Raw genomic sequence first — 15,701 nt, forward strand, 5'->3', positions numbered from 1 at the left:
ATTTTTGGTCTAACTTTTGGGGGTCGCTTCACATACGTGTCCTTGCTATCAGGTCTTTTTTTCTATGATCTAGTTATATCCCCTTGATTTACTTCACTACTAAGACATTACATGGCGCATGATTCACGACATAGGATGTTGTAGAACCGACCAATGCTTGTGTAATCGCACCTTTACCCGTTGATCCCATAATGATTAAGTCGATGTCATATTCATTTGGTACGTCGACACTGATTTTGCGCTTTGGCGAGCCAATTTCAATAATCGTCTCAATTTCTTCTAATCCTAATTCTTTGGCCTCTTTCACTTTTTTAGCCATAAAATCTTCTACAAACTCTTGCTCTTCCGTTAGAAGTTTCGCAAACGAATAGGCACTAGTTGTCAGTTCAATATCATTAATAATCCATGTTAAATATAACTTTGCATGATTACGCTTGGCAATTTCAACTGACTCCTTAAATGCCTTTTCTGATTGGACAGAACCGTCTATTGCCACTAATATTTTATTATATGCTGTTAACATAATGAAAACGCCTCCTTTTTCTTCATTATAACACGCTTTTTCTTATTAGAAAAATATAATCATTTTGAGCACTCAGCGCAAACTAGTATTCTCAAAGGAAGCATGATAAAATAAACAAGAATTGAAAAGAAAAGAGGTATAAATGTGACTGAATATTTAAACGTTGGTAAAGTAGTAAACACACATGGTATTCGTGGTGAAGTTCGAGTGATTTCTCAAACAGATTTTCCTGAAGAACGTTATCAAAAGGGAGCCAAACTCACGCTCTTTCGTGAGGGACAAAAACCATTGGAGTTAACGATTACTAGCCATCGAAAACATAAAAACTTTGATTTGTTAACCTTTGAAGGTTATCCTAATATCAATGATGTGGAAGCATTCCGGGATGGTATTTTAAAAGTTTCCGAAGACGACTTAACTGAATTAGAAGAAAATGAGTTTTATTATTATGAAATTATCGGTTTAAACGTGATTGACGAAGATGGTGAAACTCTTGGAAAAATCAAAGAAATCTTATCGACGGGAGCCAATGATGTCTGGATCGTTCAACGCAAAGGAAAGAAAGATGTCCTGATTCCTTATATCGAATCGGTCGTCAAAGAAATTGATCTTGATGCAGGTGTCGTACATGTGGAAATTCCGGAAGGTTTGATTGACGATGAGAATTGATGTTTTAACGTTATTTCCTCGTATGTTTGAAGGTCCGATGGGTGAATCAATCATCGGAAAAGCCCAAGAACGCGGCTTAGTTGATCTCCATATTTCTAATTTTCGTGATTTTTCAGACAATAAACACCAAAATGTCGATGATTATCCGTATGGTGGCGGCGCTGGAATGTTACTGAAAGTTCAACCCGTCTATGACAATCTTCAAAAAATTGAAGAAGCCTCACCAACTACAAATAAAAGACTAATTTTACTTGACCCAGCTGGTAAACCCTTTGACCAAAAAATGGCCGAAGAATTTTCAGAAGAAGAACATTTAGTCTTTATTTGCGGCCATTATGAAGGTTACGATGAACGGATTCGTAGTTTAGTGACGGATGAAGTTTCACTAGGCGATTATGTCTTGACTGGTGGCGAATTAGGCGCAATGGTCATGATCGATGCAACGGTCCGCTTGCTGCCAGATGTTTTAGGCAATAATGCGTCAGCCCAAACGGATTCTCATTCTACTGGACTTTTAGAGCACCCTCAATATACGCGTCCGGCTGTGTTTAACGAGATGGAGGTCCCTGCCGTCTTAATGAATGGCAATCATCAACTCATCGCGCAGTGGCAACTTAAAGAGTCCTTGCGTCGCACATACCTTCGCCGACCCGATATGTTAGAAAAAATTTCGTTAACACCTGAAATGAAACAACTCTTAAATGAAATCAAAAGAGAAATTTCTTCCTGACAAGAAAATTATCTTTACAGAACATCAGCAGATATGGTATGATAACTCAGTGAGTGAAGAGCTCATCTATTACGATATTCCGCTGGGGTTTTATACTCTATGAATGTTTGGAAATTAGGAGAATGATCAAATGAATCCATTAATTCAAGAATTAACACAAGAGCAATTACGTTCAGACATCCCTGCATTCCGTCCTGGAGATACAGTACGTGTACATGCAAAAGTTGTCGAAGGTACTCGCGAACGTATCCAACTTTTCGAAGGCGTTGTAATTAAACGTCGCGGAACTGGAATCAGCGAAGCTTTCACTGTTCGTAAAATTTCTAACGGTGTTGGTGTGGAACGTACTTTCCCATTACACACACCACGTGTTGCACAAATCGAAGTTGTTCGTTACGGTAAAGTTCGTCGTGCGAAATTATACTACTTACGTGCATTACACGGTAAAAAAGCAAGAATCAAAGAAATCCGTCGTTAAGATTAATGACATAAACCCTTTAGAGCCAATGGTTCTAGAGGGTTTTTCTTTGGCTCTAAAAACGCCTATTACCTCCTAATGGAATAGGCGTGAAATAGGCGAGGCTTATCAATGAATATCAAAAATAATCAATACGCATTTGTTCCATTATTTTAACGTTAAATCACAAAAGGAACGAACTCAACGATAGTCTCATCAAGTTCGTTCCTTTTAATCCGGATCAGTTATTATTTTTTAAGTATTCGGTGTAGGCATAAATTAACGGTGCAATTCCCTTCGCATCATTTTCTACGATGGGCTCAGAAATATAATATTCATAGGTACCATCCCGTAATTTGTAACTCCCTTTACCAGGCATGCCACCTAATCCAGCAACTAAACAAATATCTTTTAAAACATAGGTTTCATCTGTCACAATTAATTTCATTTCACTAATTTTTCTTAAAATTTCTTCTCCTTTATAATAAAAACTTTTTGGTAAAACTCCGATTCTTGCGCCTTTCATTAATGTATAAGCAATCGCACTAGAACCACTTGTTTCAAGGTAGTTCCCTACACGGCCAGCTTGATTCGTTACTTGATAAAAAAGAGATGTTTCAATGTCTTCATAGACCAACAAAGCTTCAATTAATTCGTTCAAATCAATCATTAAAAGCTCTTTTTCTTCAGGATAATCCTCTTTTAATAGATCAATTGTATCTACGAGCGCCATTGCATACCATCCTAATGAACGCGTCCAAAATGATGAACTGCAACCAGTGTGAGGATCCGCCCAAAAAGCTTGCCTTGTCTCGTCATAGCCATGGAAATACAATCCTGTTTTTTCATCTCGCATTTTTTGATTAACGTTCGCAAATTGTTGCATAATATCCGGTAAATTACGTCCATTGTTAAACAGTCGTTCATATTCTAAGTAAAAAGGTTGTATCATATACAATCCATCTAACCAGATTTGATTTGGATAAATCTTTTTATGCCAAAAACTTCCTGAATTTGTCCTCGGTTGCTGTTGAATTTGAGCATATAAATGATCCATTGCTTTACGATATTTTTCGTCTTTCGTTTTTTTGTATAATGTAAATAATACTTTACCTTCATTGATAGAGTCTGAATTCATCGCATCAAGATCATAGCCTAAAATATTCCCCTCATCATCAATGTAGTAATCAATAAATTGTTTTAAAAAATCAAAATACATTTCATTCTTCGTACTTTCATACATAAATAAAACAGAAATCAGCATACAACCATCTATGTAGCTCCAAGAAGCTGGTTTTTTTTCTAAAATGGCTTCTTGATTCCAAACGGGTTGACTAGGAGTTGATTGCTTTAGTATACTCTCTAAAAAAACTGTTATCTTTTCCATTTTTTCTCCTCGCATAAAAAGCTAAAGGAAAGGATTCACTTTTCTTTCCTTTAGCCTTCCCTCATTTTTTTAAATCAAACTTGGACAATTTTTGTATGCGTTGCTTCTTCATGCCCACCGACTTTCCCTGCTAATAAAGGGATACAAATAAAATAACAACTCATCAATTTACATAAAATCTCTCTTTGAAACACCACTGCTACTGAGATATCCTTCCGAAATTTGTCTGTTGAGACGATTTTTAGTCGATAGAATCCTTTGCCTATCGTTTGTCCATTTTGCATAAAAGGATATTGAATGAAGAAATACAACAATCCAATAAGAAACATCCCTATTAACGTCCGAATGATATCATTTGGAATTAGTGGTTGAATCCATGGTAATACAAAACCAAAGATTAGAAATAACATTAAAATCCCAAGAACAAAATCAATCAATTGCGCCATTGCTCGTTTCATTAACAAAATCATGTTGTGTTCCCCATTTCTTATTCTTTTCCACCTGTATTTGCAACACCATCAACAAAGTAACGGGAGCCCGAGAAGAACAAAGCAATCATCGGTAACAATCCTAGACATGATGCCGCAAACACTCGACCATAATTTACCATTGCTTCGCCATCCAATTGTTGTTTTAATACCACAGAAAGTACCGTCTTGTCAGGACTATTCAAGAAGATTAACGGACCTTGGAAATCATTCATCCCCCACATGAAACATAGCAATGCAACCGTAATTAAAATTGGTCGAATCACCGGAACAATAATCATAAAGAGGATTTGTAAATCATTACAACCGTCCATGACTGCTGCTTCATCTAATTCGCGCGGAATCGTTCGCATAAATTGAATAATCATAAAAACAAAGAACGAAGAAGAAGCAAAAATATCCGAAATATATAAGCTTGCAAATGTGTCTAATAATCCCATCTCACGATATAACAAGTATAACGGGATACGAAAAGCAAGTTCAGGCATTAACAGCGTCACAATTACTGCCGTAAAAACGAATTTCTTTCCTTTAAAAGACTTACGGGCAATCACATACGCTGTCACGAGACATGATAATACCGTAAAAATTGTTTTTGGAATTAAAAATTTTAACGTATTCCCAAAATAATATAAAATGGTGTGTTCTTTGGTAATTTGCCAAGCATCTTTAAAGTTCGTCGTGACAATTCGATCAGCTGGCGGGAAAATATTTAGTGTGCCAAAGATATCTTGATTTTGTTTAAATGCCGAGCCTACCATCCAAAAAAGTGGATATAGTAAAATAATACCTACAAGAATTAATAACGCGTAACGAATCATTTCATTAAATTTACGCCGTGAGCTACTCATTTCCATTGTTTTCCCCTCCTAATCATTATAGTAAACCCAGCGATCTGATGACTTAAAGATAATAATCGTAAATACGCCGACAAGAGCGAGTAAAATCCACGTCAAAGCACTCGCATAACCATAGTTTCCATTTTGGAAAGCTTGTTCATAAATGTATAGATTTAAGAAATAGGTTGATTTATTTGGTCCACCTTTTGTAATCAAATAGGCAGAATTAAATTCTTGGAATGCTTTTACCAACACATTAATCGCATTAAATAAAATGACCGGCGTAATAATGGGAATTGTAATGCTAAATAGTTGGCGAACTTTACTTGCGCCGTCCATTTCAGCCGCTTCATAAACTGTTTTGGAAACGCCCTGTAACGCAGATAAGAAGATTAACATGGTGGAACCAAATTGCCAAGTTTTTAAAATAATCAACGTAAAAACGGCAAAAGTTGGATCTTTTGTCCAGTTGATGGCGACATCTCCACCTAAATTAAAAATACTTAAAAATCCATTGACTGGACCGTTGACATCAAATAGCATTGTCCATAAGATCGATACTGCCACGTTCCCACCCAGAATGGAAGGGATATAGTATGCGGTTCGAAAGAAATTAACACCCTTTAATTTAAAATTCAAAATAGCTGCTACAATAAAAGAAACGATTACTACAGCTGGTGTGCCAATAAGTACGTATTTTAACGTCGCTCCTAATGAAGCACGAAATGTATCATCTTTTGTAAAAATCTCAATATAGTTTTGTAATCCTACGAATTCAGGATCACCTAGAATGGGATATTCCTGTAAACTATAAATAAATGAGGCGACAATTGGATACACTTTGAATACGAGAAACCCAATAATCCATGGTAATAGCATTAAATACGGCAGGTAGTTATTATGCTTTTTGTTCATATATTCTTTCCCCTCTTGTTCAAGATACCGATCAATTGTTATGACTTAATTACGATAGCTTGCCCTATATTAGTAAAAATGAGGCAATAATAAACGGTCATTGGATTATTCAAAAGAGCTAACGATATACGATAATTCTCATTCACCCCAAATGATTGTAGGACTGAATGAGAATCACGGTAATCTTCGCCTATCTTATGATCTCAATTGACAATTCCCAATGCCTCAGTGTATTGCTTATTCGTTATAATATTTATCTAATGCAGATTGTTGTTTTTCAACATATTGTTTCGCAGCTTCAGCGGCCGTTGATTTCCCTGATCTGAATGCCTCAATAGCTGTATATCGTTCATTTCGAACATTTTCATCTTCAAAATATGGGTCCATTACTGTCTGCTCGTATTGATCTAAGACCTCATATCCTTGTTTTACGGAACCTTCAATTAAGTCATTTTTATCTTGGAATTCATAAGTAACCGTATTACTTGAAACACCTAACGTATCCCCTGCAGCTTTGACTGCGTCTTCATTCGTAAACATAAAGTTAATAAAATCAGCAGCTACTTCTGGGTTTTTACTATTGCGTGATACCGCATAACCAAAGTTAGGTTTTACGTAGACATTTGGTTTAACATCGGCTGATTCTTGGAAATACTCGCCTACAACTAGATCTTCACTTGACTGACCACTTTGATAAGAGCCTACCCATTTACCTAATGAATTCGCCCATTCGTAAATTCCACCTGTGCGCCCATTTACCCATTCAGGATTGGATTCGTTCTCAATTGATGGATCTTGCGCAAAAGTCGGCATTGCACCCGCTTCTTCAAAGGCTTTATATTGAGTTAAGACTTCTTCTACTTCTTCAACAGTATAGTTTACTGTACCGTCTGTCTGCATTACTTTTCCAGTTTTGTTAAAGAGCATCTGTGCGATAAATAAATCTTTTGATACTTCTCCCATATTCGTGAAAGCATACTTATTTTCTGCCCCCGTAGCTGTATTATCTTTTGAAATAACTTTTCCAGCTTCAATTAACTCATCATAAGTAACAGGTAACTCTAAACTATTTTCGCTAAATAGCTTTTCATTCATTAGATTAACACGACCCGTCATTCCGTGAGGGACAGCAGCCTGTTCACCATCTACTTGCATAGCATTTAAATAGTTTTCATCCCAATTTGATAGATTAATGAAATCTTTCACTTCATCTAAATTATAAAAGACATTTTTTCCTCTACCATAAGAAAATAACCAGTTATAATTGACTTGCATGACATCAGGCTCTGTTTTTCCAGAAAGTTGTGTTAATACTTTTGTTTGCCAGCCATCCCAAGCACCATATTCAATTTCAACAGTGACATTAGGATTCGCTTCTTGATAAAGTCGAACTACTTCTTTCATCGCCTCATGCCGATTGTCTGCTCCCCACCATGAAAACTTAATCGTGACATCTTCTTTTGTCAATTCCGTTGATGTTGGACTCGATTCATTGCTCACCTTATCACTAGAATTAGAATCTGCATTACTACTTCCTGAACTACATCCTACTAAGAGTGTCGTAACAATTAACCCGCTTGCCAACATTTTGTTCAATTTGATTCTTTTCATTTACTATTCCTCCTAATCTTTCCTCGTGGATAAATGTCTAAACGAAATTTTTGTATCCGCTTACCATCAATATACATCAATGTTTTTAACCGTCAATGAAATAGAAGGACTTGCACAACTAAGTAGATAAAAATGACTATTTTTGAACTATATTGACTTTATTCTATTTATTTAATTTTTTAGATGCCATGACCTGATATTTTATCACTTTTTTCACAATTTTGATTCAATCGCATGAAAATCAGTTGATATATGTTCTTCTGTTAAAGGTTGAAAATACAAATAGAATAGCCATTTCCACTGAAAAAATTTTTTAAAGGAAGAATCCACCTTCACTCTTTCTTATATCTCGACGTATGCCAAAAAGCCACCATCCGATTTAATGGTAGCTAAAGGAAGTCGAATTGTTGTCAGAATCCACTTAATGATTATTTTTTTCTCTTAAACTTTTTTGATAGGCAATTTGTTTTTTTCGATATTGCAAAGGAGATGTTTCGACATATTTTTTAAATACACGATTAAAATAGGTGACGTTCTCGTAACCTATTTGGTGAGAGACTTCTGCAACTGGCAACCGGGAATCTTCTAATAGTCTTTGTGCTTGTTGTATCCGCTGAATATTTGTAAATTCCGTAATCGTATAACCTGTGGAACGTTTAAAAATCCGACTCAAGTAACATTTATCAAGATAAAACGTCTTAGCAATATCATCAAGCGAACCAACTGTCGCATAATTTTCACGAATATAGTGTCCGACTTCACTGACTAAATCGTTCATTTCAATTTCGGAAGCAGTTGGCAAAGCATGCATTGCCCCACTTATCTTTAATCGAATAAGATACGTAATTAGTTCTGCAAATTTCAATTTAACAATGGTTTGATACAATACTTGCTTTTGCTCTAATTCTTCGGCTAACGCGATTAAAAAACTTTCCACCAAAGCTCGATCACCTTGAGGAATTTGAATGAGCCCACGATGCTCTTGTAAAAATTCATCTAAGTCTATCCCTAAACTATTGGTAGCGTTTTCAAACACTTGCTTCTCAAAATGAATCACTAAACGATCATGAAAAAGTTCTTTATCAGAATACGTATTATGAACCTGATTTGAATCAATCAGTACTAAACTACCTGATTTTACTGCATAGTGCTGTTGATCAACAAAAAAATGCCGTTTCCCTTGAAAAAAATATTGAATTTCACATTCAGGATGCCAATGTTTAATCATATTGTATTCCGCCGTTCGAGTAGCACGATCAACACTAACACCTTTCATTTGGCCGCTAATTACGATATCTTTCACGCTAAGTCTCTCCCCGTTTAAACTATTTCAAAACATCATTACTATCATATCCCTTTTATTTTACAACAGATGTTCGGAATTTGCACGTGAACATTATTAAAAACGCAATATTTCTAGTGATTTTTCTTGAAAATATGAAAAGATTATGGCGGTATAATAAGATAGCAATTCCTAGTTAGGAATCAATCTTCAATGATCGCAATCGCTCTAACCGGGGAACCATCGCCTGATTTGATTTTTAAAGGCAAGCCATAAAATATAAACGTCTCTTGCTTAGGTAAACATTCAAGATTTACTAATCCTGTATAGGTAACAATCTTATTTTTAAGGAGGGCTCGTTCTAGTTCTTCTGTTATCATCCCACCAATAAATTTTGGTTTCACGGAAAGAATTTTATCCAGTTCTGCTAATCCTATTTCCTCTATAAATAACAATCCCTTTTCTTTTGGCCACTTCTGATTCTTTTTAACGACTTCTGTCGGACCAAAAAAATTATTAAGTGGGATTTGATCGATTGTTTCTGCTCCTTCATCCATGTGTGAGAATGCATCGACATGTGTACCCGTATGTGTTCCCATAGTCAGTTGACGCAATTCCCATGTCTCCTTTTCATAAGTGTGTACCACCTTAATTTTCACTTCTGGATCTCTTGGATAGACAGTCATTCCACTAAATAGTGGTGTCGATAAATCAATTATTTTCATCTTCGTTCTCCTCTCGTTTCATAAGTATGTGAGTCGTAAAAATTACAATAGCTTCAGTAAGAAAAGGTAGCTAATCGTTTCTCATATTTTCATTTTAATTGTTAATGTTCAACAAGAGAAGACTATTATTCCTTTTCTTGATGATACATCTCCAATTTGAATTCCCCTCTTACGACTAGTCCTTCTCTTATCATATTCTATAAAAAAATTTCTAGGAGAATACAAAAATGCAATTGAGGAGGTTCGTAATGAACAAGGAAAATAGATGCAGATGGATTTCTAGGATAATGAAAAAGCTTGCACCCGTCATCGAGCGCAAGCTTTTTATTAAAACAGACTACTCAACCACTGTGATACATTTCTCCAGCTATCCTCAATGAAGCGAAAAAAGCGAGAAACCCAATGATTGACAGAGAACGTCCGACTTAATTGATCCAATTGATCGACAATTTCGTATCGAAAATACCAAAGAGCAATGATTAGCAGTCCAAAAGCGAGCACTTTGATAACGAATGAGCCGGCTTTAATGATAAAGCGAAATAATAAAGCTACGACGGCTAGAATAATGATGAGTTCCATTGAAATCCCCCTTTGATTCCTATCATTTTATGATTGTAGCAGATTTCGTTCCGATTCTCATGGTCCTTAAGACTGAAAAAAAACAAAAAAAGACTGAACAATAGACATTGCTCAGTCATCTCACTACTTCCCATCCAAGATATTTAGTCGAACTTTCTTTGGTCCTTCTGTCCGTACACCGTAAACAATGGTCCGAATGGCTTTAGCCACTCTCCCTTGTTTGCCAATGATACGGCCGATATCTTCTGGTGCAACAGTTAAGTTGTATTCATAGAAATCTTCTGACTCAACCACTTCAAGGACAACTTGATCTGGTTGAGCAACGAGTGGACGAACGATTGTCAAGACTAACTCTTTTAAATCTTTCATATCCAAGCTCCTTATTTCTTAGCGAATTTTGCTTCGTGATGTTTTTTCATAACGCCTTCTTTTGAAAGAATGTTACGAACAGTATCTGAAGGTTGTGCACCTTTAGATAACCAATCTAAGATTAAATCTTCTTTGATGGTAATTTCAGCTGGGTTTGTTACTGGATTGTAAGTTCCCACTGTTTCGATAAAACGTCCATCACGAGGAGAACGAGAATCTGCAACAACCATACGGTAGAAAGGGTTTCTTTTAGAACCCATACGTTTTAAACGGATTTTAACTGACATTTATTGACACCTCCATGTATTTGATCACAAAAACTAGTGTACCAAATTTTCATCAAGGTGTAAAGAGTTTTTTCTTTACACCTTCATTTTTTTATTTTTAAATTGATTGAGCGTTTCATTTGAATTTATTTCGAATTCGTACTAATATAGGTTTATCAAACAGATGGAGGTTTTACAACATGACAAAAAAAATTGGTTTTATTGTAGGTAGTTTACGTGAAGGATCTTATAACAAGAAAGTTGCGCAAACTTTTGAGAACTTATTCCCAGAAACAGTAGAAGTAGGATATCTAGAAATTGGTCAATTACCATTTTACAACGAAGATTTAGATACTGAAGGCAATGTTCCACAAACATGGACTGATTTCCGTAATGAAGCAGCTTCTTACGATGGATTTGTTTTCTTTACACCAGAATATAATCGCTCTGTTCCAGCTGTGTTAAAAAATGCAATTGACGTTGGTTCTCGTCCATATGGCGCAAGCATTTGGGATGGTAAACCTGCATTAGTTGTTTCAACATCAATTGGCGCAATTGCTGGATTTGGTGCAAATCACCACTTACGTCAATCATTAGCTTTCTTAAATATGCCTACACTACAACAACCGGAAGCATACATTGGTAACGTGTCGAACTTATTAGAAGAAACTGGTGAATTCCCTGAAGGAACAGTTGGATTCTTCCAAACCATTACGGATGCATACGTTGCATTTTTCAATAAATTAACTAACTAATACTCATTTACTCATCTGAATGGCTTCATTGATGATCAAAAACAGCGGCCATTACAATAATCGATTCGTCGAAACAAAAAGGATTGTGGTTTTCATACCGCAATCCTTTTTTGTTTTACTATCATTGCTTCACTGCTGCGTTTAGTAATTCTCCTGTTAGATCAAGTGAATGCTCCCAATACATGATTCCTCGTAATTGACGGGCTTTGACATAATCTGCCTTTGCAGCCATGGATCGCACGTCATCATACGAGATAAATTGTTGTCCATCAAAATAATAAGGAGCAGAGGCTTTTTCATCCCAGAAGATATTTTCGGGATATTTAGCTAATAACTCTTTTAGTTGATTGTAATCAACTGTTTGATTGCCAAAACTAGTTGTTGCAACTCCCACAGGATCGATCACTCCTGCTGGAAATCCTGTCCAGTAACGACAATAAAAAGCGGCGCCGATTACAATTTTTTGGGGACTGATGCCTTTTTTTAGTAGATGATTCACCGACTGTTCAACACTTAATTCCCCTTCAGCTTTCGGGTACGGAAATAAGTTAGTATGATGACCTGCGATTTGCGTGAAGCTTCCGCGCATATCATACGTCATCACATTTACAAAATCTAAATAATCGATATAATCATATTTTCCATTGGGACTCATCGTTTCAAGCAATTCATCGGCCGCTCCAATCGCTGCCGTTAATAAATAGACTTCTCCCGTCTCATTCGTTAACAAATCCAGCTGCTCACGTAATTCTTGGACAAAATACAAGAAATTTTGCGCATCGTCTTTCGAAGCCGTAATCCCCGCTACATCCATTCCTGGATATTCCCAATCTAAATCAATGCCATTAAAGTGATAGGTTTGCATGTACGCAATGAGATTTTCAATGAGGATTTCTCTTGATTCTTTCGTAGAAACACCTTCTGAAAAACCTCCAGCACTCCAGCCACCAATACTAATACACGTTCTCAAATGAGGATGTTCCTCTTTTAATTCATTAATCAGATGAATTTTCTTTAAGTCACGCACAATTTCTAATCCTACAATATTCGCAAACGCGTAATTAATCAGCGTTAACTGCTCTGCTGGAATCTCCTCTTTTGTCCATTCCTTGTTATCATCTAAATAAGCAATTACTTCTACCATGCTGCCACCTCTATTTCTTTCTTTTCTTTAGCATATAGAAAGACAATTGATGAAACAATGGGATTTTTTATTTTAATTGAGAAAAAGCTTGCATTATTTTAGTGTACTAGGTATATTAGTACACATAAAGTGTATGACTTCGAATAGTACACCTAAATCATGTTCGAAAGGAGTCCCTATGGTTAAGATTGATAAAGAAAGTCATCGTCCTTTTTATGAGCAATTAGTGATTGGGATTAAAGAAGATATCTTACAAGGTATTTTAGAACCCGGTGATCAAATCCCCTCGGTTCGTGAAATGGCCAAAATATTATTGATGAATCCCAACACCATTAGTAAAGCTTATAAAGTACTGGAATCCGAACAAGTATTAGTCACTGTCAAAGGAAAAGGTACGTTTGTTAAACAAGTAAAAAGTAGGCCTCGTGATTTGAGACGAATTGAAGAATTACAACAACAATTTAATGAACTGGTGATTGAAGCGAAGCATTTACAAGTCACTGAAACAGAAATCAAGCAGTGGCTAAAAGAAGCTGAAGCGAAGTTAGGAGGAAACGAAGCATGAAACTCAGTCAAATAAGCAAACAAATTCAAGGCAAAAAAATACTCGAAGAGATTCATTTTACATTAGCTAAAAATGAAATCATTGGACTCATTGGTCGCAATGGCTCAGGGAAAACGACGCTCTTTCGAACGATCAGTGGTCAGTACCTCCCTGATACGGGCGAAATCAGTCTCGATGGGATAAACGTCGCGACAAATCCTCGTGTACGTTCAGAGATTTTCTATATTGATGAGAAAGAAAATTTCTTGAATCTCTATTCTTTGAAAAAAATTAACGAATTTTACCAACAGGCCTATCCTAAGTTTGATCAGGATTTGTTTACAGCGTTATTGAAACAACATCAATTACCTCCCCATTTAGGCTACCGCCAGATGTCTAAAGGGATGCAAGGATTATTTCAAATGATTTTAGCGATTTGTTCTAATGCTACTTATTTACTGCTTGATGAACCGTTTGATGGGTTAGATGTCATTGTACGCAAACAAGTCATTGGTTTACTACTCGAAAATTTGAGTGAAACAAACCGGACAGCGTTGATTGCTTCGCACAATTTGAATGAATTAGAAGGCTTAATTGATCGTGCTTTACTCATTAAAGGCCACACGATTGTCCAAGATTATCGTCTTGAAACATTCCGCCAACAAGCGCGAAAAATTCAATTTGTCTTTAAATCAAAAAAAGTTCCAGAAATCGTTAAAATGCATTCGAAAGTGATTGCGATTCAAGGCCGCGTTGTCACAGCCTTATTCGAAGACTTTTCTGACTCATTAGAACAAGAGATTCAAGCGCTTGAACCGATTTTATTTGAGGAACTTCCTTTAACGCTAGAAGATTTATTTGAAGCAAATCTCAGCCAAGAATCAATGACTGGAGGATTTATTTATGAATAAACAATTAAGACAGCTTTATACGACTCGTTATAAGACACCTTTATTGATTGTGTTACTGGTGCTCTTTTCTCTTTATTTATTTAGTGGACTATCGACGATTAATAATTGGAAAAATACCCAACGTTATTATCACTCGGAAGAATTTGTCACTGATTTCAGAGAATTTCCTCAGCATTACGGCATTGGCTATGATGAAGAAAAAGATCAAGAAATTTATCCAACTGATATCGAAGAGTACCGAAAATACAACCTAACTGTCTTTACTAGATGGTGGGAAGAAGGGCCTGCTACTTTCTATCAAGTTGGACAGCACTATTATGACAGTTACGACAGCTCTTATATTCAATTAGTGTTCATTTTTCTCTTTGTCCTTGGTTTCTCGCTCTTTTTCATTGATCAAAAATCAAATTTCAATCATTTTTTATTCAGTTTAAGTTGGACCAAAAAAGAACTCTTTGAAGGAAAAATGACGACTGTTGTCCTACCAATCATCACAACTGTCGTTTTAGGGACGTTAAGTAATATCCTCATTCGCTATTACGGCATTCCAAGAATGTATATCAACGCAAGGTTCAGTCAATTTTTATATTCTGGATTTAGTCATCTCATCATTGGGATACTCATTTTAATGGCCGGAATCTTATTAGGGATTTTACTAGGCAATCTTATTTATGGTCCGATTGTTCTAATTATTGTCATGGTCTCGCTTTTACTTTTTTCTGAAGTCTACCAAGAATATCTTTATTACATCGATGCACTCTTTGACTATCCGATTCATTATGACTGGCAGGCTCTTGTGGTAGTGACGCCAGGTATCGATGGCACCCCCTGGTTTATTCTCGTCTTTTACTTTGTATTGACGATCCTTTTTTACTTCTTGAGTCGTACGATTTTCCAACAAATTTCCTTAGAAAATAATGGCTGCATGCTAACCGTTCCAACGTTACGATTCCCCGTATTCCTTACGTTGTCAGCTCTCTCGATTCTATGGTTCGTACCACTCTTTGCAAATTTATCCTTCTATTTTCAATATGAAGCTGTCATTCCTTTCCTACAAATCGTCATCACCACACTTTTATGTCTGGTGACTAGCTATTTGATTGTCTATATCGATGATTGGCCTCGTGCTATCGGTCGTTTTTGGTATCGTAGCTTCAAAAAAGTTCATTAACGATTTTCTGATTTGAAAATCAAAAAGGCATCCAAATCAATGGATGCCTTTTTGTTATTTATCTTTTTTATCGAAAAATTCATTCACTTTCTTGCTTGCTTCATCAATGGCTTCTTCGGCTTTTTCTTTGGCTTTGCCGTATTCTTGTTGTAATTTCCCTTTTAACTCTTCGGACTCATCACCCGTTACTTTCCCTTTTGTTTCAGTGATTTTGCCTTTAAGTTCATCTTTATTTGTCATTGTACATTCCTCCCTTTTATTAATGATAACGCTTTTACTCGATTTTTAAAAGTAAAAAGGATTGGGGCTCTATAATATATGGGACTGATGAAATTA

Annotated in this window: 20 protein-coding genes; 7 read left to right on the forward strand and 13 right to left on the reverse strand. The window is 36.1% G+C overall.

Annotated elements, in window-relative coordinates; translation table 11 throughout:
- Positions 1–88 precede the first annotated feature (88 nt).
- A complete protein-coding gene (locus tag RU93_RS11410) occupies positions 89–523 on the reverse strand; it encodes a universal stress protein (protein ID WP_071875759.1) in 435 nt (144 codons plus the stop codon).
- 144 nt (positions 524–667) lie between these two features.
- Between RU93_RS11410 and rimM the strand changes: the two genes are divergently transcribed.
- The 3 genes from rimM (at position 668) to rplS (ending at position 2,400) form a co-directional block, all read left to right on the forward strand.
- Positions 668–1,192 (forward strand): ribosome maturation factor RimM, encoded by a 525-nt coding sequence (rimM, locus tag RU93_RS11415; RefSeq protein WP_071875760.1) that lies wholly within the window; start codon positions 668–670, stop codon positions 1,190–1,192.
- Positions 1,182–1,922, forward strand: a complete 741-nt coding sequence (trmD, locus tag RU93_RS11420; RefSeq protein WP_071875761.1) for a tRNA (guanosine(37)-N1)-methyltransferase TrmD — start codon at positions 1,182–1,184, stop codon at positions 1,920–1,922. Before rimM ends, trmD begins: the two co-directional genes overlap by 11 nt.
- Positions 1,923–2,052: 130 nt before the next feature.
- Positions 2,053–2,400: a 50S ribosomal protein L19 gene (gene rplS, locus RU93_RS11425; RefSeq protein WP_071875762.1), complete on the forward strand. Its 348-nt coding sequence runs from the start codon at positions 2,053–2,055 to the stop codon at positions 2,398–2,400.
- Positions 2,401–2,620: 220 nt separating this feature from the next.
- Here rplS and RU93_RS11430 read toward each other — a convergent pair whose 3' ends face one another.
- The 10 genes from RU93_RS11430 to rpsP form a co-directional block, all read right to left on the reverse strand.
- Positions 2,621–3,766 carry a glycoside hydrolase family 88/105 protein gene (locus tag RU93_RS11430; protein ID WP_071875763.1) on the reverse strand — a complete coding sequence of 382 codons (1,146 nt, stop codon included), beginning with the start codon at positions 3,764–3,766 and terminating at the stop codon, positions 2,621–2,623.
- A gap of 74 nt (positions 3,767–3,840) precedes the next feature.
- Positions 3,841–4,224, reverse strand: a complete 384-nt coding sequence (locus RU93_RS11435; protein WP_245785419.1) for an RDD family protein — start codon at positions 4,222–4,224, stop codon at positions 3,841–3,843.
- 29 nt (positions 4,225–4,253) lie between these two features.
- On the reverse strand, positions 4,254–5,111 hold the full coding sequence (locus tag RU93_RS11440) for a carbohydrate ABC transporter permease (protein WP_071875764.1): 858 nt from the start codon (positions 5,109–5,111) through the stop codon (positions 4,254–4,256).
- 12 nt (positions 5,112–5,123) lie between these two features.
- The gene (locus tag RU93_RS11445) at positions 5,124–6,008 is read right to left on the reverse strand and encodes a carbohydrate ABC transporter permease (RefSeq protein ID WP_071875765.1); all 885 of its coding nucleotides are present in this window, start codon (positions 6,006–6,008) and stop codon (positions 5,124–5,126) included.
- Positions 6,009–6,245: 237 nt separating this feature from the next.
- Positions 6,246–7,619, reverse strand: a complete 1,374-nt coding sequence (locus RU93_RS11450; protein WP_071875766.1) for an ABC transporter substrate-binding protein — start codon at positions 7,617–7,619, stop codon at positions 6,246–6,248.
- Between the two features lie 421 nt (positions 7,620–8,040).
- The gene (locus tag RU93_RS11455; protein ID WP_071875767.1) at positions 8,041–8,922 is read right to left on the reverse strand and encodes a helix-turn-helix domain-containing protein; all 882 of its coding nucleotides are present in this window, start codon (positions 8,920–8,922) and stop codon (positions 8,041–8,043) included.
- Positions 8,923–9,104: 182 nt separating this feature from the next.
- The gene (locus tag RU93_RS11460) at positions 9,105–9,626 is read right to left on the reverse strand and encodes a cyclase family protein (protein WP_071875768.1); all 522 of its coding nucleotides are present in this window, start codon (positions 9,624–9,626) and stop codon (positions 9,105–9,107) included.
- 327 nt (positions 9,627–9,953) lie between these two features.
- A complete protein-coding gene (locus RU93_RS11465) occupies positions 9,954–10,205 on the reverse strand; it encodes a hypothetical protein (protein ID WP_071875769.1) in 252 nt (83 codons plus the stop codon).
- A gap of 123 nt (positions 10,206–10,328) precedes the next feature.
- Positions 10,329–10,574, reverse strand: a complete 246-nt coding sequence (locus tag RU93_RS11470) for a KH domain-containing protein (protein ID WP_071875770.1) — start codon at positions 10,572–10,574, stop codon at positions 10,329–10,331.
- An 11-nt stretch (positions 10,575–10,585) separates the two neighbouring features.
- Positions 10,586–10,861 carry a 30S ribosomal protein S16 gene (rpsP, locus tag RU93_RS11475; protein WP_071875771.1) on the reverse strand — a complete coding sequence of 92 codons (276 nt, stop codon included), beginning with the start codon at positions 10,859–10,861 and terminating at the stop codon, positions 10,586–10,588.
- A gap of 179 nt (positions 10,862–11,040) precedes the next feature.
- Here rpsP and RU93_RS11480 point away from each other — a divergent pair, with 179 nt between their 5' ends.
- Positions 11,041–11,595: an NADPH-dependent FMN reductase gene (locus tag RU93_RS11480; protein WP_071875772.1), complete on the forward strand. Its 555-nt coding sequence runs from the start codon at positions 11,041–11,043 to the stop codon at positions 11,593–11,595.
- A gap of 121 nt (positions 11,596–11,716) precedes the next feature.
- Here RU93_RS11480 and RU93_RS11485 read toward each other — a convergent pair whose 3' ends face one another.
- Positions 11,717–12,739, reverse strand: coding sequence for a glycoside hydrolase family 18 protein (locus RU93_RS11485; protein WP_071875773.1), 1,023 nt, complete (start codon positions 12,737–12,739; stop codon positions 11,717–11,719).
- A 178-nt stretch (positions 12,740–12,917) separates the two neighbouring features.
- Between RU93_RS11485 and RU93_RS11490 the strand changes: the two genes are divergently transcribed.
- The 3 genes from RU93_RS11490 to RU93_RS11500 are packed head-to-tail and all read left to right on the forward strand — an operon-like array spanning position 12,918 to position 15,365.
- Positions 12,918–13,304: a GntR family transcriptional regulator gene (locus RU93_RS11490; protein ID WP_071875774.1), complete on the forward strand. Its 387-nt coding sequence runs from the start codon at positions 12,918–12,920 to the stop codon at positions 13,302–13,304.
- The gene (locus RU93_RS11495) at positions 13,301–14,194 is read left to right on the forward strand and encodes an ATP-binding cassette domain-containing protein (protein WP_071875775.1); all 894 of its coding nucleotides are present in this window, start codon (positions 13,301–13,303) and stop codon (positions 14,192–14,194) included. Before RU93_RS11490 ends, RU93_RS11495 begins: the two co-directional genes overlap by 4 nt.
- The gene (locus RU93_RS11500) at positions 14,187–15,365 is read left to right on the forward strand and encodes a hypothetical protein (protein WP_071875776.1); all 1,179 of its coding nucleotides are present in this window, start codon (positions 14,187–14,189) and stop codon (positions 15,363–15,365) included. Before RU93_RS11495 ends, RU93_RS11500 begins: the two co-directional genes overlap by 8 nt.
- Positions 15,366–15,419: 54 nt before the next feature.
- Here the strand turns inward: RU93_RS11500 and RU93_RS11505 are convergent, their stop codons facing one another.
- Positions 15,420–15,605 carry a CsbD family protein gene (locus tag RU93_RS11505; protein ID WP_071875777.1) on the reverse strand — a complete coding sequence of 62 codons (186 nt, stop codon included), beginning with the start codon at positions 15,603–15,605 and terminating at the stop codon, positions 15,420–15,422.
- Between the last annotated feature and the right edge of the window lie 96 nt (positions 15,606–15,701).

Origin of the sequence: Enterococcus aquimarinus, from assembly GCF_001885765.1 — a bacterium.
Classification (GTDB): Bacteria; Bacillota; Bacilli; order Lactobacillales; family Enterococcaceae; genus Enterococcus_I; species Enterococcus_I aquimarinus.